Annotated in this window: 16 protein-coding genes and 1 CRISPR repeat array; of the genes, 5 read left to right on the plus strand and 11 right to left on the minus strand. The window is 52.2% G+C overall.

Going from position 1 to position 21,705, the window contains the following annotated elements:
- Position 1: 1 nt before the first annotated feature.
- A complete protein-coding gene (locus H151_RS0105455; protein ID WP_019960637.1) occupies positions 2–787 on the minus strand; it encodes a Hint domain-containing protein in 786 nt (261 codons plus the stop codon).
- A gap of 658 nt (positions 788–1,445) precedes the next feature.
- Entirely contained in the window at positions 1,446–5,276 is a 3,831-nt protein-coding gene (locus tag H151_RS0105465) for a hypothetical protein (protein ID WP_019960639.1), read from the minus strand.
- Between the two features lie 345 nt (positions 5,277–5,621).
- Between H151_RS0105465 and H151_RS0105470 the strand changes: the two genes are divergently transcribed.
- Entirely contained in the window at positions 5,622–6,125 is a 504-nt protein-coding gene (locus tag H151_RS0105470) for an antirestriction protein ArdA (RefSeq protein ID WP_019960640.1), read from the plus strand.
- A 577-nt stretch (positions 6,126–6,702) separates the two neighbouring features.
- Here H151_RS0105470 and csx16 read toward each other — a convergent pair.
- Positions 6,703–7,005, minus strand: a complete 303-nt coding sequence (gene csx16 / locus H151_RS0105475; protein WP_026353845.1) for a CRISPR-associated protein Csx16 — start codon at positions 7,003–7,005, stop codon at positions 6,703–6,705.
- A 69-nt stretch (positions 7,006–7,074) separates the two neighbouring features.
- Here csx16 and H151_RS0105480 point away from each other — a divergent pair, with 69 nt between their 5' ends.
- Positions 7,075–8,388 (plus strand): hypothetical protein, encoded by a 1,314-nt coding sequence (locus tag H151_RS0105480; RefSeq protein WP_019960642.1) that lies wholly within the window; start codon positions 7,075–7,077, stop codon positions 8,386–8,388.
- 12 nt (positions 8,389–8,400) lie between these two features.
- On the opposite strand, the gene cmr6 is transcribed toward H151_RS0105480, so the two are convergent.
- Genes cmr6 through cmr1 form a run of 6 tightly spaced genes read right to left on the minus strand, consistent with a single transcriptional unit; the run spans position 8,401 to position 15,374 of the window.
- Positions 8,401–9,153 (minus strand): type III-B CRISPR module RAMP protein Cmr6, encoded by a 753-nt coding sequence (gene cmr6 / locus H151_RS0105485; protein ID WP_019960643.1) that lies wholly within the window; start codon positions 9,151–9,153, stop codon positions 8,401–8,403.
- Positions 9,154–9,157: 4 nt separating this feature from the next.
- Entirely contained in the window at positions 9,158–9,553 is a 396-nt protein-coding gene (locus H151_RS0105490; protein ID WP_019960644.1) for a type III-B CRISPR module-associated protein Cmr5, read from the minus strand.
- Entirely contained in the window at positions 9,550–10,401 is an 852-nt protein-coding gene (gene cmr4, locus H151_RS0105495) for a type III-B CRISPR module RAMP protein Cmr4 (protein WP_019960645.1), read from the minus strand. Before cmr4 ends, H151_RS0105490 begins: the two co-directional genes overlap by 4 nt.
- Positions 10,401–11,591, minus strand: a complete 1,191-nt coding sequence (locus H151_RS0105500; protein ID WP_019960646.1) for a type III-B CRISPR module-associated Cmr3 family protein — start codon at positions 11,589–11,591, stop codon at positions 10,401–10,403. The genes cmr4 and H151_RS0105500 overlap by 1 nt, the downstream gene beginning before the upstream one ends.
- On the minus strand, positions 11,584–13,767 hold the full coding sequence (locus tag H151_RS0105505) for a Cas10/Cmr2 second palm domain-containing protein (protein WP_083918434.1): 2,184 nt from the start codon (positions 13,765–13,767) through the stop codon (positions 11,584–11,586). Before H151_RS0105505 ends, H151_RS0105500 begins: the two co-directional genes overlap by 8 nt.
- Complete coding sequence (gene cmr1, locus H151_RS0105510) at positions 13,764–15,374, minus strand: type III-B CRISPR module RAMP protein Cmr1 (protein WP_019960648.1); 1,611 nt, start codon at positions 15,372–15,374, stop codon at positions 13,764–13,766. The genes H151_RS0105505 and cmr1 overlap by 4 nt, the downstream gene beginning before the upstream one ends.
- Positions 15,375–15,574: 200 nt before the next feature.
- Positions 15,575–15,961: a CRISPR direct-repeat array (repeat unit 36 nt; unit sequence GTTTTGATCAGCTCTGCTGAAAGATTCGAGCAGAGC).
- A gap of 166 nt (positions 15,962–16,127) precedes the next feature.
- On the opposite strand from cmr1, the gene cas1 reads away from it, so the two are divergent.
- The 3 genes from cas1 to cas6 all read left to right on the plus strand — a co-directional run bounded on the left by cas1 (position 16,128) and on the right by cas6 (position 19,278).
- Complete coding sequence (gene cas1 / locus H151_RS0105515; RefSeq protein WP_019960649.1) at positions 16,128–18,089, plus strand: CRISPR-associated endonuclease Cas1; 1,962 nt, start codon at positions 16,128–16,130, stop codon at positions 18,087–18,089.
- Positions 18,090–18,091: 2 nt separating this feature from the next.
- Positions 18,092–18,373 (plus strand): CRISPR-associated endonuclease Cas2, encoded by a 282-nt coding sequence (gene cas2, locus H151_RS0105520; protein WP_019960650.1) that lies wholly within the window; start codon positions 18,092–18,094, stop codon positions 18,371–18,373.
- 77 nt (positions 18,374–18,450) lie between these two features.
- Positions 18,451–19,278: a CRISPR system precrRNA processing endoribonuclease RAMP protein Cas6 gene (gene cas6 / locus H151_RS0105525; protein ID WP_019960651.1), complete on the plus strand. Its 828-nt coding sequence runs from the start codon at positions 18,451–18,453 to the stop codon at positions 19,276–19,278.
- Between the two features lie 480 nt (positions 19,279–19,758).
- Here cas6 and H151_RS0105530 read toward each other — a convergent pair whose 3' ends face one another.
- Positions 19,759–21,081, minus strand: coding sequence for a relaxase/mobilization nuclease domain-containing protein (locus H151_RS0105530; RefSeq protein WP_019960652.1), 1,323 nt, complete (start codon positions 21,079–21,081; stop codon positions 19,759–19,761).
- Positions 21,078–21,497, minus strand: coding sequence for a hypothetical protein (locus H151_RS0105535; RefSeq protein WP_019960653.1), 420 nt, complete (start codon positions 21,495–21,497; stop codon positions 21,078–21,080). Before H151_RS0105535 ends, H151_RS0105530 begins: the two co-directional genes overlap by 4 nt.
- Positions 21,498–21,705 lie beyond the last annotated feature (208 nt).

Genomic DNA, 21,705 nt, shown 5'->3' on the forward strand with positions numbered 1-21,705 from the left:
TTTAAGGGCATTTCTCATTGTGAACTAAAAAGCCGCCGGCAAAGAGATTGCGGTGCTCGGTCTCAACTTTGTAAAAAACTCCATCGGAATCAATTTCATCCACATTATATACCGAAACTATGTCAAGATTACAGTCGAACAAGATATCGCCAACACTTATAAACTTCGCGGGAACCCAGCCCTTCATCCCAACGTAAACCAAATGGTCTGGCGTTAGGGACAAGTGTTTGTTTACAACAATTGACTGGGAACCTTGATGTTTAGTTTTGTTCAAAATGGTACAATTGTCCAAAGACGCTCCATTAAATGACAACACTTTATCGCCGACCTCAATGTCGGACGCCAATACAGTCCCATGTGGGGTGTGTAGTTCTGTTTTTTCGAAAATACAGCCTTTATCAACTCCAATACCTGTAATTTTCTGCCGCTTGGCAATTATCTCTTCTAGAGCAACTTCCTTGATGCCAAAATCGTAACTTTGGTGGCGTTCAGATTTCTCAGAAAACGAACGCAAGAGGGAGATGGCATGATCTCGGGAATATGACGCGGCGACGCAAATATGCTTGCGGGTAATGGAGGTATCGATCTCCATTATGTTTATTTTATCCAGCTGGCCGATGAGACCTATTAGGCCAGACTCTATATTTCTCTTGATTGCTCTATACTCTATTTCCAGTTGGCTTCGTTTTGAATTTTCATTAAAATACGTGTATACAGCAAAGGCTGCTGAAAAAGCAGAGATTACCCATCCTGCTATTCCGAACATATCTGAGAGATTAATCTGCATCCGTCACTCCATCTGGAGTGCATTTTTAACGCATGGACATTCTTGTAGACAAGTCAATTTTGAGTTAAGTTAGTCGCTAATGTTTCACCGCATTTCGATCAGGACCGATCGAATAATATCTCGTGATGCAAGGAGTGCGTTGTAGTACAACGCCGTCCTTGGCAAGGGGACCCGTTAGCACGTCCCCGTTGCATCCCCCCGGCGGTGGCTTGATTATCTCTGATCCCGTTTCGCACTCCTGGCACCGGGTTTGCGCCTGTCATCATGACTGATGGTGCGCATGCCGGTGGGGAGGCTCAGGTGGGACCGATCAATCAAGCCAGTAAACGCGCGCGCGTTTAATCCGCGCTTATGGGAGCCTCCATGCTCCCCTAAGAACCCCATGGCGATGTCATCGAGACACATTCTGTGGGACGCTTTCAGCGCGACCAATTCTTGGGGACCAACCCTGCGCGGATTGGATGACGATCAGGTCTTTCGCGACCCAATACCCCCGACCAGCCTCTCGCCGCTGGACCACTCGCCAGAGCGGGAGAATGACCTCTCCCCTCCGACACCTCCCCATGTCTGAACGTGCAGTCGTTCGATCACAGATCAGATGAGCTTCCGCGCTCCGGCGCTCGCCCGATACCCTCATGGCCATGTCATTTAGTTCCCGCTACCAATCAAATCGTTCATCCCGTTCTCTTCTTTGCAGTGTTTCCCGCTCCCGAGTTTTCGCGATTTCCTGCTCAAATCGAGCTCTCGCGGCACGGGCAGTGCTGGCTATTACTGGAGCTTCTCGCTGCACTAACGCATCGAACAGTGGAAGACGCGATTCCATAAGCTCAGCACGCGAACCATGCCACGCCATCGGCATTATGCGTTCAAAAAACTGGTGAATAATGGTTGCAGGGTTCGGTGCTGCGAGGAGAATTTCGAGCGCCATTGGCGACCATTCTACAGACGCGTCATCCTCTGATTGTCTCCAGGGTCTTGTAATTGAGCCAAGAAGGTCAAACCTTCGGCTTGGATTCTCATTTGCCCAGCTGATCACCACTTCACTATCAATCAAGTTAATTGGGGAGAAAGATTTATCCCGGTAACTCTCGAAAATACGGTTTCGACCATATAGCGGTTTGTCTTCGTCTGCGCGCTCGACGAGGATGTTCAAAACCGGCAGTGGGAAATGTTTGGCGAGATATTCAATAAGCCTTGGATAGTCCCAACCGTAAACGTGGCCTTTGTCCATCGCTTCTAGAAGTCGTTCGCAGATTATCTTAGCGATCGGTTCGTCTAAGCCGGGACGCAGCGCTGCTTCACAAAGCGATTTAATTTCGAAGTCGTTCGTTTGGCCGCGATTTTCGAAACGAATTTGACGGAGAAGTTTTCGAGCTGCAGCTCGTTCACCCTCTGCCGGAGGTTCTTCGCCTTTGGTCCCTCGCCAGAGGTGGAGGTGAAATACGTGAAGTGCTGCAGCAAATCCCTGTTCGCGTCTTGGAAGCAAAGTAGCAAGCTGATCGAGCCGCTCCACATTTAGGGCGCTACGCGCTGGCCAATATGCCAAATGCTCATACCCATATACCGGGATGTCTGGTTGATTGAGTGACGAAATAATGCGAGCCCAACCTCTATCGCTTAGGGAAACTGAACACTGCAGCGGCAAGAAAAACTTGCGAAGCTCTTGGCTAGCGAAAACACGATCTAAAAACGCTTCAACCAAAGAAGGGTTTTTGTTCTCTAAGCCCTCAAGGAAGCCAGTTGCGATACGCAGGCTATAGTTTCGCTCCTCACCTAGATTCCTCAGCGCGTCTTCGATAGTGCTCCAAGCTGTTTCTGGATTTTTATGCGATTTGGCTAAGCCTTTCCCGAGGCTGGAAACGCGGGCGGAGGTGCTTCTCACAAGCGTACCGACATGGGCGCTAAACTCAGCATCAGATTGGGCAAGCTCAGCACCGATTGCCGCGCAAACATGTTCGATCCGCGCGTGCGCCCGTTCGTACTTGTCTACGTCGCTGGCATCTGAATCGACATCGATTTCTGCCAAATCCAATGAGGACCCGCGATCCGGCAGAACATAGACCGCGATCCGGTGCGCGAGATCCTTCGGTTCCAGTATATTGGCGAGATCTGAGTATCGCTTAGCTAGTTCTTCATATCCTCCGGACATTGCCTCCTTCGCCACGGAAGAAACAGTACTCCATCCTTCAGGCCAAGAATGCTCTGTAGCAATGTGCTCCGCTAGCGGGATGATCTCGTCGGCAAGCCCGCGCCGAGCGAGGTCAAGAAAGTGACTAGCGAAGATGCTCTTAAGCTGTTCCGTTGGTACTAACCGATTGTCCAACAAGTCCTTGAACAGAAAGAGGGCGGAAGCATACCAGTGGTGCACGTCCTGGCCCGTGCTTGGCTGCCATCCAAAATCACGCTTCCGCGCACCAAATTCGAAATTGCTCAGCGAGCTAAATTGTTCGGTTCTGAGCATCGCCTCAAGCCCGCAGATCACCAGCGTTACAGCTTTCTGATCCCCAACTTTTGCAAGCTTTGCCAAGAGCCCGGCTCTCTGTGTCGCTGTTGCATGTGTCCCGGAAAGATAAAGATGGAATAGTGACACAAAATCATCGTGCGTGGTGCTCATATTATTGTTTTTGCTTAACGATATCGTTTCGCAAAGTAGGGTTATTGCTGCTTCAAACGTATCGGGTTCATATGCAAGGGCACGAAGTAGACGTTTTGTCTCTTGCTTCGCGGGATTGGGCAGCGCCTCAAGAGAGCCAAGGCGAGTACGTGTAGCTGAAATGTTAGCGAGTACTTGCTTCGGGTCCACGGGCGCAACATTGTCGAGAAAAATTAATTCGCATTGTGACAGTCGTTCGATGTGGTGCAGCCATCCATCGCTGCTGAGAAAGCTTGCCACTATCTCACGCGCTTCGGGGCTTTCATGTAGAAACCCAAGACGCCGTGAAAACGAAAGCAATAGGCGATCACCAGCATTCCGTAGAAGCTTGTCGACGATCATCGTTGGCGGACGGTCCTGGAGAAACTCTTTAGCGAGCTTGTGAGCTAGCGCGTGTGGGAGCAGCGCTCTCCATTTTCCCCTAGATTGAACGAGCTTCCGGCGCTTCAGCTCGGAGACGTGCCCATAGAACTCCTCGACACTCTGACCGGCAAGGTCGGCGAGTAATGGTAGTTCGGCGTTATCTCCCTCCAGAGTTGATCCGTCGAAGGAGTAGACCAAGGACATTGCCTTAGCGGCTAGAAGCAGCGCAGGGCTTTCATCTTTTTTCTGTATGAATAGCCGCTTGAATAACTCACTATCTGACAAATTAGTCAGTGACTCGCCGCTCTTCGCAGTCTCCGCGAGCGCAATCGCAACACGGGCATTCCCCTCGGAGAACGAGGCAATAGTACGAATGTCAGGCTTTGAGAGCTGAGAATATCGCCGCTCTAAGATGTGCTCGAGGACATCAGGTGATGACGGTTCAAGCTTAAAGACATCTGTGTTTTCAGGCTCGTCGTCTGAGATATCATACTCAATCGTCAGGACCCTGACGCCGCTTTCAGTCTGTCTAAGCCTGGCGGCAAGTTTGCGGTGTAGCTCCACACCACAATTATCAACGATGAGTACGCATTCCTGTTTTAACCCAATTAAACGCCCCAAAAGTTCAAGCGGCGTTGGGTCTGGGCCGTCTGACAGGTCCGTATAGATAGCTTTGGACCGTTGGAGTGCGTCATCGCCAATCCTGTCATCAAATAGAGCTTGCGCGAATCTGGTTTTCCCGACCCCGGATAAGCCTACCAGACGGACTGTGCCACTAGCTTTCTTAAGGGTGCTGCGCACGTGTTGAATTCCCGCCCTTGCATCCAAGCCACTTGTATCTTTGAGCTGCACACCGACAAGGCGAATGTGGTCATCAATGATGTATTCAGCCGAAGCCTCTTCTGGCGTGCTCGACCAATCATCAAATGGACGCCAGCCGTTAAGCGGCTCGCCAATTTTCTTCCTAACCCAAGGAACTAGACCAGGATGATGGTTCACCCAGCGTGCCAGCCGATTCTGATCGTAGAAGTCTAGAAATAGATCGGCCGCTTCGGGAGTATCGGATATGGCCGCCGCCATAGCCTTTCTACGACTGCTCAGCATTATATCGGAGCAGTTATCCTGGGAACTAACAATGATGTATGAGCCGCCTTCTTTTCCGAGGTTCTTTATGGAATCCCGCAGAGTATCCGACGGTCGCATTTCCCGATTGATATCCGCACCCGCGAACTTCTCGGCCTTGACCTGATAGCCGGTTTGTCGTCGCGGGATGTAACCTTCGGGACTTAAGCTGTCGGGCAACGACGCCCTTACATCAATTCCACCATCTTGCGCGCGCTGATCGCCGCCAAACGTAATGGAAGAGGCATCTGCTCCATGACGAATGGCTTCTTGCTCAGCCAGGAGGCCAACTAGAGTCCGCGCATCTGCGTCGTTCAATCTTCTAATATGATCCGTCGTAATTTCGAACATACTTTAAAGCGTCACTTATTCTCTGGGAACAATCTAGGTGCTTACTGTTGGGTAAGTTTATCGAGCAAAGCTAGGCGAAGGAGGATGTCGCGTTTCAACAACATTGAGTTAATTTTGCGCGTTGAGCAGTCAGTTAGCCTAGCCATATTGGCTTAGTTACTCGGCAGTTCTCAACGATAGAGTGCAGCATGTCTCCCTGCTTTAAAATTCCCGCAAAGTAGCGGTTGTCATGCCGGTCACAATAGTCCTTCCGCGCCACGGCCTTAAGGCCCCGTGAAGGCTATTGTGTCCGCCATTTAAGATCATCCGCTGTTCCTTTTTGCGTTCAAAGCAAAGGAGGAACACATGACCAACATTTATCACGCTACACCTTACGATATTTCAGCAACGGGCTTTTACTTCAGCACTTACGAAGATTATCTCGAAAAATTCGCATCTCACCGCAATGAATATGGTGATCCGGTCGAGGAATATGAAATCCAGTTCATCGACGGCGATAATTATGAGGTTTTTTCAGCCATCGGTGTCAATCAGGCCAATCTCAAGCTTTGGTTCGAAGCGTTCGAGGCTCTGGACGAAGATGATGCCGTCAAGGTGATTTATTTGGCCGATCACTTGGGCTGTACACCCAGTGAGGTTTTGGGCCATCTTGATGATGTTTATCTTTTTGAGGGTACGGCGCTCGAATATGCCGAGCGTTATATCGAGGATACCGGGCTCTTAAGCGAAATCCCAGAACATTTGCGTTATTACTTTGATACCGAAGCCTTCGCGCGGGACATGGTCCTGGGCGGTGACATCACTGAGGTTGAAATCATGGGTCAAAAATGGGTTGCGTGTCCCCATTGACACGCCTTGCACGATACAATGCCTCACCGCTCACGCTCCGGCCCCGGAGCGGGGCGGTTTTTGTTTATGCCATGAAGACGCTCCTTGGCTGTTGGGCGTTGGCGCAAGCGGCTTAGCGCCTCTTGATGTCTTGCGGAGATGCCGGGCGGTGCGTGGGGTTTAGCGGCCCTGTCAAAGACGGGTTTGGCTGAAGCCTGAGCCTGAGTGTTTTTGCGCAAGGTTTCATAGCGCTGGCGCTGTGCTTGCTGTCATTGATCATGCGATAAAGTGCGGGGATCGCATGCCGCGCTGTCCATCAGCCCCGCGCGGCATTTCCTTACCATGCTTTCAGTATAGCCCGCGCGAAACCTCGCGCAGCATAGGGTGAATATAAGAACGCTGAACGGCTTTCATCTGCTCATTACAAGTACAGTCAATCATTAGATAGATTTAAAAAGCAATGGGTTTGTGTGAAAAATATATTAAGTTCTAACATAATAACTTCTATTTGAATAATGTAGGGTGTAAAAATAAACAGCCTGGGTTAGCTTATTGAACTTTTATTATAATTTATATGTAGTGTATTGCGAGTAAAAAACTAGTTCTCATTGTATATGTATTTAGAAACGTAATATTCAACAAGTTTTGCTCCTGATATTTCCATTTGCTCGGCAGTAAGCTCTGTGCCTCTTAAGTCTGGGGCAAGGTTCATATCTATTGAAAACAAGCGGGCACCCTTAGCGCAAATTTCAGCGGCTAGACTGAGTGGAAAATTACCAGCGATTATGTAGCCGGGTATTATGTCGATTTCAAACAGGCTTGATATGATTTTAAATTCAGGATGATGACGCATCATCCAGTCGATAGCCCCGTGATGGCGAGAGGAAAAATATTTGACCATTTCGACCTCTGAGTGCATTGAATAGCCTGCTAACAGGGATAATAGCATAGTTTTTAGGGAGGCAGTTAGGTGTGGTATTATATTAGTTTTATCGTTATCGTATTGTTGGTATCGCTTTTGGGTGGACTTGTTTCTTTTATTGCGGATCTACTTCCAGAGACTATTAATTCTGTAATTTACAAATGGTGTTTTATTATTGCTACGCCCTTAATAGCGGCCGGAGCTTTTTGGTTAAATGATTATTTTTTAAATGAAAAGTCGTTTCCAACTCCTTACCGGAGCCTTAAGAGCTGGGCCAAAGGGTTTGTTCAAGTGTTACTTGTTTTATGCTTTCTAGTTATTTTGGAGGCGCAGGAAGAACCTATCAGTAATGTTGTCACGGGGATCATAGAAAATAAGGGCCCATGGCTTGTTGTTTGTGTCACGTTTGTGGCTGTTTTTTTTGCACTGGTTTTTATTGGGGCTATTGCAGTCCTTGCTAAGCTTGCTTCCAAATTGCATTTTCGACCTTGGGCAACCATTGCTAAATACAAATCTTTCCTAAATAATGATACCAAAAAATACTGTAAGCGCAAAGATAAAATATATTCTAAATTTCAACGGCCGGAATTAATCATTGCTCTATCAAAACTTGAGCCCTGTGAAAACGACCAAGATAAGTTTATACTTCGTAACGGAAGAAAGCCTTTAAATCTTGATGAAGTAATAGAGGCTTTTAAAGCTGTGATTGAAAATAAAAAAGGTATCGAAAGTTGCATAATAGGTGGAAATAATAACACGGATTCGGATGACCCTGCTATAGGGTATTGGGAAAATATTCCAGACCCACTTAGCCAATGTGCATGGTTGCAGCCGCTTCGGGCTATAGAAGCACACTTATTTGTTCCGGGCAGCACGCCTGAAAACCCTAGAGTCCAGCTTAAAAGAATCCATGTCTTGATGAGTCAAGAATCTAAAGCCCAGTTCGAAAGTTTTCGAAAAATAGTCGAGGCTTGGTTGAGCAGTTTAGAGGGTTCAAATGATAACAATAAAATTAAAATAAATCTTTGCGCGTACTTCTGCGGAGATGAGGGGGGGGATGAGGGGGGTGAAGCCTTCCCTCCTGAAAAGGTCCGCCAACGCATTCGAGAAATAATCAATGCAGATAGTAAATACGGTATCAAATACTATTTCAGAGAAATTATTGGGCGCCCAGACTCCGGTCAATTTTGTATCGATGTAACAGGGGGCACAAAACCAGTTGTTATCGGTGCGCTCTCGGCTGCTCTGGAAGGTGACGCCGTTGTCAGCTATGTTGAGTCAGGGTCCAGTGTAGATGGAAATACCGGGCGTAAGATTTGGTTTTATACAGATCTACGCGCTGAAACCCCCAACACGATTTAAGGCTTTCTATGTTTAGGGGGCTTGGGTTAACACGCCATATCCACGGCTTGTTTTGGCCCCCACTCCGAGATATTCAACAGCCTGTGTCAGTGTATTTATCGCATTGTTACTGGCATCATAATCGCCGGGAACGCCGATCAATGTGCGGAACATTGTTCCCGCCGCAATCACGGGGAATGTGATGGGTATAGGGTTCTGCCAATCACCTGGCCAGGCATTTTGGTTATACCAATCGGGATAGTGGGGGTTGAGAATATCTATCTCGATATGGGGTGGGGCGGTTGGAATAGCGTCGAAGAAAACCCATTCGCCTTTGCTTTTTTGTGAGCCGAAAGGGGATGAGGAAGTATCCTGCGGGTTTGGGGATTGCGGCTCCTCACCCGTCGGTTTTGTGGTGTAATTATACCAAGTCTTGCAAACCCCTTTCAACGATGATCCTGGAATATAGGGCACACCCAGCGTTCGATGCCACAGTAGGCCAAATGCATCATATGCAGACGCGATGCCTGTACCTATAAGAAGCGGGCTTTCTAATTTAAGATCAAGAATGTGAAGCTTTACTGTTTTAGCAAGCGTAGCTAAGCGCTTGGCATGGTTCGTAAGTTGTTTGGCATTGCCGTAAGCCCCCGCCTCTATCCATTGTTTGGCATCTGGGCCGTTGGTAGGCTTTGACGCGTCTGGGAAAATGTTAGTGTAGGTCGCATCTGGGGCCTTCTCAAACTTCAGCCCTGCATTGCCAGTGAACCTTTTTTTGAGGTAAGACATCGCATTAGGCCTCAGAAGTCGAAAGAGTATTTAATAGGGCCAGGCTGAGGGGTTTGAAACTATCCAAATAAAGTAAACTTTCACGTGTCAAAATTGAAAGTGTTCGAGAATTTATTTGCTCATTGCTGAAGAGGTGTTCGAGCAGGTTTTCTGGCGTTAATCCCGTGATGAAGCCGGGGCAATTCTCATGCGTAAGCCAATTTGAAAGCGCAGGTTCAACAGCTTGGTCTTCTAACATTTTCATGCGTGCGAGGGATAAACGCAGACCATTTTGAATAATACCTGCAGCCGCGCCTTTAATCTTACTTTCCACTTCGTTTCTTGGGAGATTTGCATTTTCTGCAAGCGTCTTTGCTTGTGCAAATGCGTGTCCATGGCGAAGACTAGCGACATCCGTCATTGCGCGACCTCCTCAGCCTGCTCATTGGCTAACAGAGTAAGTTGGACCCAGCCTTGACCAACAGTCTCATCGCCACCCACTTGTAAATAGTTGAAACCGGATGGCCAATCGACCGGTTCTGAGGTGCGCGATTGAAGACCGCTATATAAAACGGTGTCGGTAGGTAGGGTTTCTTCATACCAAAGATTTTTAGAGACTTTTGTCTCTTCGTGCAGTTCATTGCGGGCCCGTACGGGTAAGCCTTGGCGTGCAAAATGGGTGAAATCTTCATCGCTCAGGATCAGAAGTTTTTCGACGATTTGACAATGTTCATTCTCTGGTAAAAGCATTTTCAGCGCCTGTATCCATGCGCTTAACTTCACACGTTCGATCTTGAAGCTAAATTCTTCGAGATAGACCGTATTATCTCCTGGGTTGTCATTTTCTTGCTCGGCCATTTGTGTTGAGCCTGGCGTGATGAGAGGTATTATTAGAGATTCGGTCTTTGCGGCTTCGCCAAGATTAAAGCGGTTCAGGTCTCGCTTGAAACGGTTCAGCAAGAAGGGGCTAGTTGCCCAATAATATGGACGCGTTAGGGACCGTAAGGGAAGAAGGATCAAGCGGGCATCGCTGAACAAAATTTGCCCCGCTTTATTTTTTTCTCCAAATACAGCTTTGAAGTCTGGAGAGTTTTTACTTGTTGGCCATTGTGCGCGAAAGGCCCCTTTAATAGATGAGCCAGGTATGAAAGGCATACCTGACGCCTCGCGTGCAACGGGGAGATCAATCACAGATGCAGATTGCCCCACCCCTGGGTGAAGCTCTGTCTCTGCTAGCATGCCGATAAGCGTAGACTTAAATTCGGGCATTACTTATCCTGTTCATTCTTTCTCTCTAAATTCCAGGTCCCAAGGGCAAAGCCGCCGAAACCATGCCTTTTATCAAGGTCTTGACCCAGACCTATCGGAATTTGGTCTAATAGATCAGAGACATCATTCTTTTCGTTAGCGATACCGAATAGGACCGTACCTGCCGGCAATGCGGGGACAGAGGCGGTCGAACCGTTATCATCCTGTCCCCCGATACGCTCGATCCCATGTGTGGACAGCGTGACAAGTTTGCCAGGCAAATTAAGCGCCTTGAATAACCCGTTGCCATTCAGTTTTGTCTCTTGTAAGGGCAGGGGCGTAAGTAGGACGACGCTGTAGCGCCCCTCCTTCATCTTATTGACAGCTTTCTCGGACATGCGTTTAATTTTAGTGACGGGATCGATATTGGCTTCCAGTGTCTCAATATTCGCCAGGCGGCTTTCACCCCCAAGCGGATGCAGGCCTGAGACCTCATCCCAATTATGCTTAGGCTTTGACATCTGCCAGCGCATAACGAGTGATATCTCCTTGCCGGGGCGTAGATGGCTGGCTGAGTACAGCATGCCTTTAGCAGCGGTCCCTGTTTTTGGGTTGATCTCAAGGCCTACACGATGCTCGCGGTGGATGAAAGCACCGGGGGAGCGCAAGCTTTGTGTTTTTGGAACTTCTTCCGCCTTAAGATAAGCCGCAAGACCCTCAAAACTCAGCCAAAAGCCATGTGCGGATTTAAAGGTTTCGGGGTTTTTATCCCGGACCTGACACAAATGCTCTAGGCCGAGATCAGTTTTGAAACCCGTCTTAATCGGGTCCGCACGAGTTGTTTCCGCCACATTGAGGCCGTTCATTTTTACGGCCAGCGCATGGGGGGCTGGTATCCAATACTTAACGATGGAGCCTTCCTTAGACGAAACAAAGGGCCCGCAAGCGCTCAGGCAGCCAAGATCTTTCAGGCCATTGCCTAGATCAGTAAAAGCGTTTGCGTCTTTAGAATCCCAGCGGCTGATACCGTCCCACCCTGCGGCGCGGGCATAAGCCGCGCGCAAGGCCCCAAAAACGCTTGATGGCAAGGGTGGAAAGATGGAGCGAACTTGCGATAAGCCTTCATCATCTTGATTGAAGGGCTGGCCAGAGCCAAACATCCAAGTATCAACGGCCGATAACTTGTGCAGGCGCAATACATCATCAGGCATCGGCGTGGGCCTCCGCAGTCAATGCTTTGTGTTGCATTTCACTGTTCAGGGTGTTGAGTAAGCGCAGGAACCCCGGTTGAAGCGGCAGTTCCTCCCAAGCGACGTTCTTTCCATTCGCCTTAGCCCGCATCAAGGCGATGATAGCGTTGGCAGACTTGATATCGTCTTCACCAAGGTTCGAGCGTCTGCCTTGCCAATACAGGGCTATGCACGCTAATTCCTGGTCTGAAACTTTGCTAGTAAGCTTTAAATTGGTGTCGTTTTGTGTCCAAAACTCACGCGCTTCATCCATATTGTTCAGCATCCAGGGGGTAAGGCCCGAAGCGAGTTTATAAAGTGCGCCCTGATCGGCTCTGATGCCTGCTGAAGCTGCAGGGCTGGTCAGATATTCGCTTAGGGATTGCAGCGCTGTTGCAACACTCGCACCGTGCGCGCCGTTTGTTGTTCGCTGCCAAGGTGTCGACCATAGGACATCGCCGCCCCCGGACCGCAAAAGACCAAAAGTGACGGCGTCGCGTCCGGTCGTGTCTTTGGACCATTGATTAAGCAATGTCTCGTTTGCAAACTCGATAGCCCAACGTAAATTTGTGCGCCGATGAACAAGAGCAATACCCGCAGACAGGGTTGCCTCTTGCTCACAACCCTTAAAAGCCTCCTGCCATATAGCCCGCGCGGTTTGCGCGCATTGCAGGACATCATCAATGGCGCACATTGCCAAAAGATCATCACCGCCGGAATAAATCAAAGTGGCATTCAAGTCGCGAAAAGCGCTTCCGACGGATTGGCTATAGATACTGAGCCTTTGAGAGATATCTTCTGGGTTAACTCGCATATGCTCACCAATGCGATCACCGTCCATCGCCAGGATTGCGTAATAATTGGAAGGGCCAGCGCCCATTTTTTTGGTCAGTGTTTTCAGCGCTGTCGTGGCAGATTGAATGGCATCCTGTCCCCCTCGTATTGTGGACACAGGTATTTGCATCAAATCTTCTTCGTAAAACAGCGTGCCATCGCGCTGAGCGATATCTCCAGCTTCCGAGGGGAGTTGATTTAACCGCGGGACTTCAAGGGCGGCTGCCGCTTCAGCGTGCGCAAGGGCTGGGCCAATTTTATCTTGGGTCGTTGCATTGGCGAGCCTTTTTACCGTTTCCGGTGCGATCTCGCAGGCATGCTGTAACCAGGGGGCGGCGGCCACCATGCTGGTGGAGGGCCAAAACGCAATGGAGCGTTGAACGGTGGTTGTTTCTTGCACATGCTGGCTTTCGCCCCCCGGGACCCAGCCTATGACCGCTTTTAGTGTTTTTGCAGGCAGGATAGGAAATAGACGGCGAATAAGTGCAATGGGCGATAACATTTCGCCCTCACGCAGATCAAGAATGCCAAGGCTCGCATTCCCATAGCGCACTTCTGCAATGCGTGCCCTTAAGGCTTTCCAGAAGGCATCTTGATCTTGTCTTGCGCGGCTGTTTTCAACGCCAGAAGCTTCTTGAAGCCCGGGTATCAGCATGCATTGCCGGCCCGGCTCGGCGCTGAGCGCGCTTGTCCAGCGTGCGCTTTTACGCATGTCCAACCAGTTGACATCAAACCCGTCTTCAGGCCGCGTACCCATGGCCCAATAGACTTGCCAAAAGCTGGACGGGGCGTCTTGTGTGCCCACTTGACGATCCCACACACTGCGCGCGCGTTCTTTGAGGGTGTCATTGGGTAGAGGTTCTAGAAAAACATTCCAAACGGCCTCTGCCAGAGCGTACCAGCGCGATTCAACATTCTTTGTCAGCTGTGCGGGGTCGACATTATGGTCCGCTTCCAGCAGGGCGCGAAAATGATTGGGCAAGGTGGGACGCCAGCTATTCCGGCTGCCCTCGCCAATAATGTCGCGATACATGTCGTCAAGAATGACACCCTCCTTACAGGATGGATTGTCGGTGGACGCGACAAGACATGGAAAGGTAAGTATCTTGTGGGGGGTGGCTGTGTTTTCGGTTATTTCCGCCAACTCGGCCATGACCGTACCGGAAAGCCAGGATAACAGGAATGATCCGGCCCATAGATCACGCGTTCGCCGACTTTGATGAATAAAGCTTTGAACCGGGCCGATGTGAAAATGCAAAACTGTCAGTTGATCTGGAGCTGAACCCTGAAAGGGTAGGAGCCTTTTGATCCAGGACGTGATCATGGCTGGGGCTCCGAAACAGGCTGAGGGCTCTCTGGCGCGCAGACTTTTATAGTGTATCCCTCGAAAATTTTATCATGAAGCTCACTTCGGACGTTATTAGGGGGAGTTTGAAGAAAGTTGAGATAGTCTTGGGCGGGATTTTCGTCCGTTGAAGGCAAGCGTAGCGCAACGCTGGTCATATCTTTTGCAGACACACCAATTTGGTATGCCTCAGGCAGGAAGCGCGCGTGAAGGTTCAAAATTACGATAAGGATTTGATTGTTTTCCAAACGCTTGATCGAAAACAATAACGGGCTTGCCCGCCTTTTGGCGTTATTGTCCGTGTCAGTTGCGTTTAAAATTACGGAGAAAAGCGAGCCCGTTGAGCGCGAAGAAAATTGCAAGGGCAATCCAAACCCGACCCGGCAGGGAGGTGGTGTGTTCGCGACATTCTCATTTGTCAAGATTTTTTTACGCTCTGACTGGGATGCTGTAGATTGTGCCTGGTTAATGTCATCAAACCATGTGCTGTCCTGTGAATATGTTCCAAGACTGTTTAGGCCGCCAACCTTGTGCACACCGCTGTGACGACCTCTAAAACCTTTACCACGATGCCAGACAAAACTTTGTCCGAGGCGATTATGCGTATCTGCGATTGGATCCCCCTGCGAAGGGACTAAAGCCGCGAGTTGTGAGAAATCGCTAACGGTGTTGGTTTGCGTAATCGGGATGTCGGGGGGGCGGGTTAACAGCGCGAGGCGAGAAGACTGGCTAAAGGCCGAGTATTCTGGGTGTGCGCCACGGCTATACTTTTTAAAAAAAGCCTCAATGTCTTCCACTTTGAGCGCCTTGAGGGTGTTCAGGCGCGTTTCAATCGCACACTGCGATCCGCTGGCTTGACTTAGCTGTGGCTGCCATGACCACGCGTCGAGTTGAATAGAGCCGAATCCGCGCCGCGAGCGACTGCCCAGACCGCCAAACAGGCAAAGGGCCTCAAACGCGTCGAGCAGCCCTGGGGCGCCTGTGTCTGTCTGCGGTGAGAGCAAAAGCGCTTCAAGCTTGGGCGCTATAAGGTTAACCATAAAAGTCTGATTATGAAGAAGCGCGGGGCGTAAATCGCGAAACTTCCCTATTGAGGTCTGTTGCTGTGAGTTCTCGCGCTCCCTCACAAATCCCGCCAGGCCCAATCCCGCCATGTAGATAAGACCGCTGCCAGACGTCGCATAATTGCCTGCGGCGGAACGGTGGAAAACACTCGCGCCGTTGGACGTGTACATGGAGTATCCAGCTAATGTTGTCCCCCCGCGTTCGGCAGAGCGGTTGACTGGGGTGTTTTGGGCTGTGACTTGGGTGTGTTTGAGCCGGTCAGGGTGTGAAAGGCGTATGCGAAACGGAGATTGCCCGGCGGTGCTGCCAAAGGTCTGCGCTTCCCAATATTGAAGCAATTTTCGCGCATCCGCATCATTATGAGGTTCTTGGCCTGAGGTGAGCCGCGACCAGGCCAGGGCCTGCCACCAAAAGCGTAAGGCCCCGACCAGCGAGGGCGCACGCAGCGCAGCGCCTTTCGGGTTGGCCCCGCTTATGAACATCGGTGTGATGATCTTCAATGTCAGGTTCAGTTGCTGCATCTTTTCCCCATCCCGGCGTGCACGTTAAATGTGCATTTTGCGGCTTTCAAGGGAAAATTAACGCGAAAGGCAGGTCAGCTCTGCTGAAAGAGTCGAGCAGAGCTCTTCGCTTTATCGGGAGTATGAGACTACTCGAGTTTTGATCAGCTCTGCCGAACAGAGCCTTAATAACTTCGGAGAGTCTTGCGAAACCGGGTAAAGTTTTGATCAGCTCTGCTGAAAGATTCGAGCAGAGCATATAAAAAAATCGAAGATTGCGATTTGACACAAAGTTTTGATCAGCTCTGCAGAAAGATTCGAGCAGAGCTTTCGTCACCGAATTGATGGTCCTGCAATCGAGCGGTTTTGATCAGCTCTGCTGAAAGATTCGAGCAGAGCCCATAAGCAAGACTCTCCACGACAAGGGCATCAGTTTTGATCAGCTCTGCTGAAAGATTCGAGCAGAGCTGATGCAATTTACCGATAACATCGCCCAACAGCGTTTTGATCAGCTCTGCTGAAAGATTCGAGCAGAGCGCCATCACAATGCTGGAATCTCAAGCAGCGGAGAAGTTTTGATCAGCTCTGCTGAAAGATTCGAGCAGAGCCTACCCCCTTCTACATCATTGACAAGATGTGACATTCAGCTCCATGATCTACAGGCTTAGGCTCATAATAAGCGCCAAAGGGCTGAGGTGGACATAAATCCCGATCTGGAATGATTTTAAATTCATATAATCAATGTTTTGACCTAATTCTACAGGCCTTTCTCAGATGATGCGACTTGAAGCCTGCCTCACGGTAAAAAGCCTGATGACGGCCTGGAAAAAGGTTTATGCCAATCAGGGCGGTCCCGGGGGGGATGGGCAAACGCTCGCTCAATTCCAGCGCACAGTGTTATTGCATCTGCATCGTCTGGGCGATGACGTGCGGGCTGGTCTTTATATGCCCGGTCCGCATCGGGTGGTCTCCATTCCCAAGCGGGCGGGGGGCTGGCGGAGCTTGTCGATACCTTGCGTACGCGACCGGGTGCTGCAAACGGCGGTGGCGCAGCGTTTGCAACCAATTTTAGAGCCAGAGTTTGAGCCCGAGAGTTATGGCTATCGCCCGGGCCGCTCGGTGGCGCAGGCGATCGCGCGTGTCGCGACCTTGCGTCGTCAGGGTTTTCGCTGGACGGTCGATGCCGATATTGAGCGCTTTTTTGACTGTGTTCCCCATGGCCCCTTGCTGGAGCGTTTGCGCCCTTTCCTGGGTGATCCGGGATTGGTGGGCCTGGTTGAGATGTGGCTGGCGGGCGCAGGCCCGCACGGGCGCGGTCTGCCCCAAGGCTCGCCGATCTCGCCCTTGCTGGCCAATCTCTATCTGGATGATGTCGATGAGGGGTTGAAATCCACCCATACCCGGCTGGTGCGCTTCGCCGATGATTTCGTCATTCTGACCCGAAATGAAGATGAGGCCCTACAGGCGCTGGAGCGCGCACGGGGCCTGCTTGATAAGTTGGGATTATCCTTAAACCTTGAAAAGACCCGCATCGTGCCGTTTGAAGGGGGGCTGGACTTTCTGGGCCGGAAATTTGTCCGCGCCTTGGTGGTCGATGATGTGTATGAGGATGAAGGGGAGGCTTTGGCGGCGGGTGAACCGGCGCGCACGCACGCGCGAGCGATGCCGGGGGAGGATGCCCTCGATCTGGCGAGCCTGGAAGCGGGGGCCGACACATCGCGTGCGCCGCGATTGCGTGTGCTCTACCTCCTCGAAAAAGGTCATGTTCTGGGCACTCATAACTCAAGCTTCACGGTGCGCAATGCGCAGGGCGATCCGGTCAGCACTTTGCCCACGACCAGGGTGGACCGGATTGAGGTCGGCTCACAGGCGCGCATCGCCGATGAGGCCATTCGCCTGGCTCTGGATGAAGATGTTGAAATGCGCTGGATCAATGGCCGCGGACAGACCGAAGGTTATCTATCGCGCCCAGAACGCGGTCATGGCGCGCTTCACCTGGCGCAGCTGCGCCTTTATGACAACGCTGAGGCGCGCCTGGCGGCGGCGCGTATCCTGGTGGAGGGACGGCTACGCAATCAGCGTGCGCTATTGCGCCGATTGAACCGGCGCCGAAAGCGGCCTTTCATTGCGGAGCGGGCCAAGCAGATTGGCGGGGTCTTGAAATATTTACCCGAAGCGCAAACGATTGAGGCCTTGATGGGACGTGAGGGGCAGGCGGGCGCTCTCTACTGGCCCGCCCTGGGGGCCTGCCTGGAGCATGGCTGGACCTTCACGCAGCGTGTGCGCCGACCCCCGCCTGATCCGGTTAATCTTGTGCTTTCCTATCTGGCGTCACTGCTATGTCGTGATATTGCCAGCCTGGCTGCACGCCAGGGACTTCATGTTGGGATCGGGGCGCTTCATGCTGTGCAAGACGAGCCACGCGACACCCTGGCCTTTGATCTGGCCGAGGAGTTTCGTGCGCCTTTGGTCGAGGGTCTGTGTATCTGGATGTTGAATACGCGAACCCTGGGGCATCAAATGTTTCACACCCGTGAGGATGGCCAGGTCTATGCCCATGGCGAGGGTATCAAGACTATTTTGCGGTCATGGGAGAATTGGCTGGACCGTCCTGTGCGCTCGCCGCGATCCGGGCAAGACGTGCTCTGGCGCGGCCTGATCGAGGAGCAAATTCTTTGCTGGCGTGATCATGTTTCTGGCAAGTCTGTCTATCAGCCCTATCGCATGGAATATTAGTCATGGCTGACCCGTTATTCGTATTTGCCTATGATATTTCTCAAGATCGGGTCCGGCGCCGGGTTGCTGGCCTTCTCGAGGCTGAGGCTGTTCGCGTGCAGGGCAGTGTGTTTGAGGCGCGACTGTCAAAGTCTCGGGCGAAAGCACTTGGCCAGCGTATCGCAATCGAGCTGGAGCGGGGGGATACGCTGCGGGTTTATTGTCTGAGCCAACGTGATCTTAAAAGCAGTTTTCAATGGGGCGGTGCACCTATGGCAGAAGCCCAGGACTTCTACATATTGTGAACCGTTGTGAGCACAACACTTTTGCGCCCAAGGCGGCAGACTTGTTGGAGAGATGCCGTAGGACGCCTATCGTTTCGATGCCCCTTGGTGAGCTTGCATCGGTATGGCGCTATTGCGACATTCGCATCACTGTAGAACGACCGGCCGGATTTGATACGGGGCCAGGCCTGGGGGGGCGTATTCGCGGAGCCTTGGGCGCGCGATTACAAGAAGCGGGCGTTGATTGTCTGCGAAGCCGGGCTGCATTCGAGCTTTTATTTGGCGATTATGCCCCGCCGCCCGTGCGCCCTTTCAACCTTCATGTCGCGTCGAACTTTAAACATATTCATATACTTGTGCGCTTGCATGGCTGTGTGGTGGGCTTATCGCAAGTCGTGCGCGATGCGCTTCATGGGGCCTTCAATCTAGGGATTGCAGATAGCCAGAACCGCGGTCGTAGACGGTATCTGCCGATCCTCGAACACACACTGGACCAGCGCGAGTGTATTGAGGTGCCTGATTTGAGTGAAGCGGGTTGGATGTGGTTGGTCTTTCGCGGGCCCGTGACGTTACTGAATGAGCGCGCCGGGGTTTTATCGGGGGAGGGTTTGGCGCGCAGTTTATGGGCGCGCATTTCAAGCCTTGCGCTTTGGCAGGATGTTCAACTGATTGGGGATGATGGCGCATTGTGTGAACGCGCAGCAAAGCTGCGTTGGGAGGATCGTTATATAAGGCAAACCTACTGGGTGCGTTATTCCTCGAAACAAGCGCACCTTCCTATCGAGATGCATGGCTTTCAGGGTAGCTTGGGCGTTGCGGGGGCCTTAGGTGAGCTGGCGAGCCTGCTTGCGTTTGGCGCTATTGTGCAGGCCGGAGCGCGAACAGCATTTGGCTTCGGGGCGTATGACTGGTTTTGGAGCCATTAATCGGCACATCCGAAGTATATTGATTATGATCTGATCGATAATGTTTTGTCGCGGTCAATATTGGCAATATGACGGGATTGACCAGTGTCAACTTTACCTGAACGCTATTGAAAAGGCCTCGCGCTTTATATCCGCGCTCGCGTGTGTGAGTCTAAACGTGCTGGAAATGAATATCTTACTCTTCGAGACACCCAGATACAATATGGCATAAGTCTATAATCATTATGCTGCTGGTTTCATTCTTAAAGCGAGTCGGAAAAATATATCTCTTTCATATGCTAAGCCTGAAGAATTTCATTGCTACTCGCATGGCTCTTGGCTGGCGGCATTCTTCGGGGCTCTGCCCCAGCCCGCGCAAGGCATCCAAACGTCTCCACCCCGCAGAGCGGCGCGGACCCTCGTTCGGAGCCTCCTTGCGCGCGCTTCCCCGTTCTTAGTTTGCTTGGCATGGGCTGCAGGGATACCTGCAGCCCCTTTCGTTTATGGGCTGAGGTCGGGACCATTGCGGTTGCTCTGGCGACCCTGTTGGCGGTTTCCGGGTTCTTGTGCACGTCGGCGTTCCATGAACGCCCGGCGGCGCTCTTCACGAGCATCTTTGCGCATTTGCTCATAGCTATGTTGTTGTTGGCGCAGCGCTTCTTTCTGTTGAGCCGCGCGGGCGTGGTCTTCCTGTCTGCGCTCAGCGAGGCGGCGGCGCTCTTCCAGCTGATGGAAGATAAGCGCGTCCTTTTCCTGCCGGTCGCGCTTCATGGCTTCATAGGCTTCACGCTCATTCTGTTCCCGAATGCGGCGGCTCTCGCCGCGCAAGACGTCCCAGAGACCGCGTAGCCCCGGACGAAAGCGGGCCTGCCTCAGGTGCGCTTCCTCTCGCTGGCGCACCTCGATTGCGGCTTCCAGCTCCATGCGCGTCTGTTTCTGGCGCGCTGTGAGCGCTCGGCGCTCCTGATCGAACGCATTCCTTCGCTTGGTTTCCTTTGCCCGGCGCTCCGCTTCCATGCGCTGCAGCGCCGGGGTCATCTCCGCAGCGATCCGCGCCTTCGTCGCGCTCACATCCGCGAGCCCGGTTTCAGGACCGACGCGCTCGCGCACATCTTTTGTTTTCACGCCAGCCCATTTCGGCAGCGAGTAGATCTCTCCATTCGTATCGACCGCCACGAAGCCGCGGCGATCACCGCGGGCGAGGCGGTATCCGCGCTCCTCCAGCGCCGCGAGTAGAGCTGGCCGCGAATCCGAAACCGTCCAGGCATCGTGGAGCGCGGCCTTGATAGCGCGCGGGTCCTTGCCCTGGCGCTGGGCCTGCTGCCATTGATCATGTGAGAAATTACGCGGATCGCGCGCCGCGCTGTCCACCAGCCCGCGCGGCATCTCCCAACCATGTTCACGGTACAGCTCGCGAGAGACCTCGCGCAGCTTGTGGTGGGTGTGGGACAGCTGGACGGCCTTCATCTCTTCGGCATTGATCCGGCTCCATACCGCGTGCGCGTGCCGCCGCCCGTCCTTCTCATGGAAGACAATGGCGCGCGGCTGGCCGGTTAGACCGAGCCGCTCTTCCGTCCGGTCAATTGCGGCTTCAAACACTTCGGTCGAAACGCGCTCATGTTTTGGCGGGTTGAGGCTCAGCGAGAACAGGAACTGCTTGCAGCGCGTCCCCCGGCTGATGGCGTAAGCTTCATTGAGAGCGCCGGGCAGGTCGTCCGAGGCGAAGCCACGCAATTCATGGACCTGCACATGGTCATTCTCCTCTTTGAGGAGATGGAGCGCCAGATCACGCGCCCCGGCGCGTTGGTTGCCATGCAGGATCATCGATCCGCCTCTGGCTTGAGGCCCAGCGCGGAGATCAATGCATCCCGCATGGCGCGAATGTCGGCGCAGGCCGCCTTCAGCTCGTCATCCAGCTCCGGCCCGACGGGAAGGCTTCCAAGATGCGCGGCCTTGGCGATCTGGTTTATGTTTGAGGACAGGCGCGACTGGCCCAGAACGCTTAACGCTTGAGCCAGCGCTTTCTTGTCCTGCCCCGGCTTGCGCTGGTGCAGCGTGCGGGGTGTAGCGTTATCTCCAAAAAGCTGTTTCCGGATAAATGCGCCCAGCGGCCTATCGCCCGCCATGCGGTCCAGCATCGCACGCTCTTCAAACGTCAGGCGGAGCGAGAAGGGGGCAGGCGTTTTTCCCACCTTGCCGGTTGCTTTATCGAACTGTCCTGAGACCGTGGAACCGCTCATAGTTTCGGCTCCTCAAAATCAATGTCGGCGTGCTTTAGCTGATGGTCCCAGTCCTCAAGAATTTCAAACAGCGCGTTCGAAGATTCTCCTTCGAGGCGCGCCATTTTTACTTGTTCTCCTTCGCGTCCGCTCAGTCGATCCTCGCTCACGCTGCGGGCGGGCGGTCGCCCTTGCGAAACCTGCGGGTTCGAAGTGGGCCCGCCAAGGC

The organism is Woodsholea maritima DSM 17123, from assembly GCF_000382325.1.
GTDB classification, from domain to species: domain Bacteria; phylum Pseudomonadota; class Alphaproteobacteria; order Caulobacterales; family Maricaulaceae; genus Woodsholea; species Woodsholea maritima.

Excerpts from the sequence above, each read along its gene's own strand:
- H151_RS0105465 (WP_019960639.1), bottom strand. The coding sequence starts at position 5,276 with ATGTTCGAAATTACGACGGATCATATTAGAAGATTGAACGACGCAGAT.
- cas1 (WP_019960649.1), top strand. The coding sequence starts at position 16,128 with ATGATGCGACTTGAAGCCTGCCTCACGGTAAAAAGCCTGATGACGGCC.
- H151_RS0105505 (WP_083918434.1), bottom strand. The coding sequence starts at position 13,767 with ATGATCACGTCCTGGATCAAAAGGCTCCTACCCTTTCAGGGTTCAGCT.
- H151_RS0105535 (WP_019960653.1), bottom strand. The coding sequence starts at position 21,497 with ATGAGCGGTTCCACGGTCTCAGGACAGTTCGATAAAGCAACCGGCAAG.
- H151_RS0105470 (WP_019960640.1), top strand. The coding sequence starts at position 5,622 with ATGACCAACATTTATCACGCTACACCTTACGATATTTCAGCAACGGGC.
- csx16 (WP_026353845.1), bottom strand. The coding sequence starts at position 7,005 with ATGGTCAAATATTTTTCCTCTCGCCATCACGGGGCTATCGACTGGATG.
- cas2 (WP_019960650.1), top strand. The coding sequence starts at position 18,092 with ATGGCTGACCCGTTATTCGTATTTGCCTATGATATTTCTCAAGATCGG.
- cmr4 (WP_019960645.1), bottom strand. The coding sequence starts at position 10,401 with ATGCCCGAATTTAAGTCTACGCTTATCGGCATGCTAGCAGAGACAGAG.
- cmr1 (WP_019960648.1), bottom strand. The coding sequence starts at position 15,374 with ATGCAGCAACTGAACCTGACATTGAAGATCATCACACCGATGTTCATA.
- cas6 (WP_019960651.1), top strand. The coding sequence starts at position 18,451 with ATGCCCCTTGGTGAGCTTGCATCGGTATGGCGCTATTGCGACATTCGC.
- cmr6 (WP_019960643.1), bottom strand. The coding sequence starts at position 9,153 with ATGTCTTACCTCAAAAAAAGGTTCACTGGCAATGCAGGGCTGAAGTTT.
- H151_RS0105455 (WP_019960637.1), bottom strand. The coding sequence starts at position 787 with ATGCAGATTAATCTCTCAGATATGTTCGGAATAGCAGGATGGGTAATC.
- H151_RS0105500 (WP_019960646.1), bottom strand. The coding sequence starts at position 11,591 with ATGCCTGATGATGTATTGCGCCTGCACAAGTTATCGGCCGTTGATACT.
- H151_RS0105490 (WP_019960644.1), bottom strand. The coding sequence starts at position 9,553 with ATGACGGATGTCGCTAGTCTTCGCCATGGACACGCATTTGCACAAGCA.
- H151_RS0105530 (WP_019960652.1), bottom strand. The coding sequence starts at position 21,081 with ATGATCCTGCATGGCAACCAACGCGCCGGGGCGCGTGATCTGGCGCTC.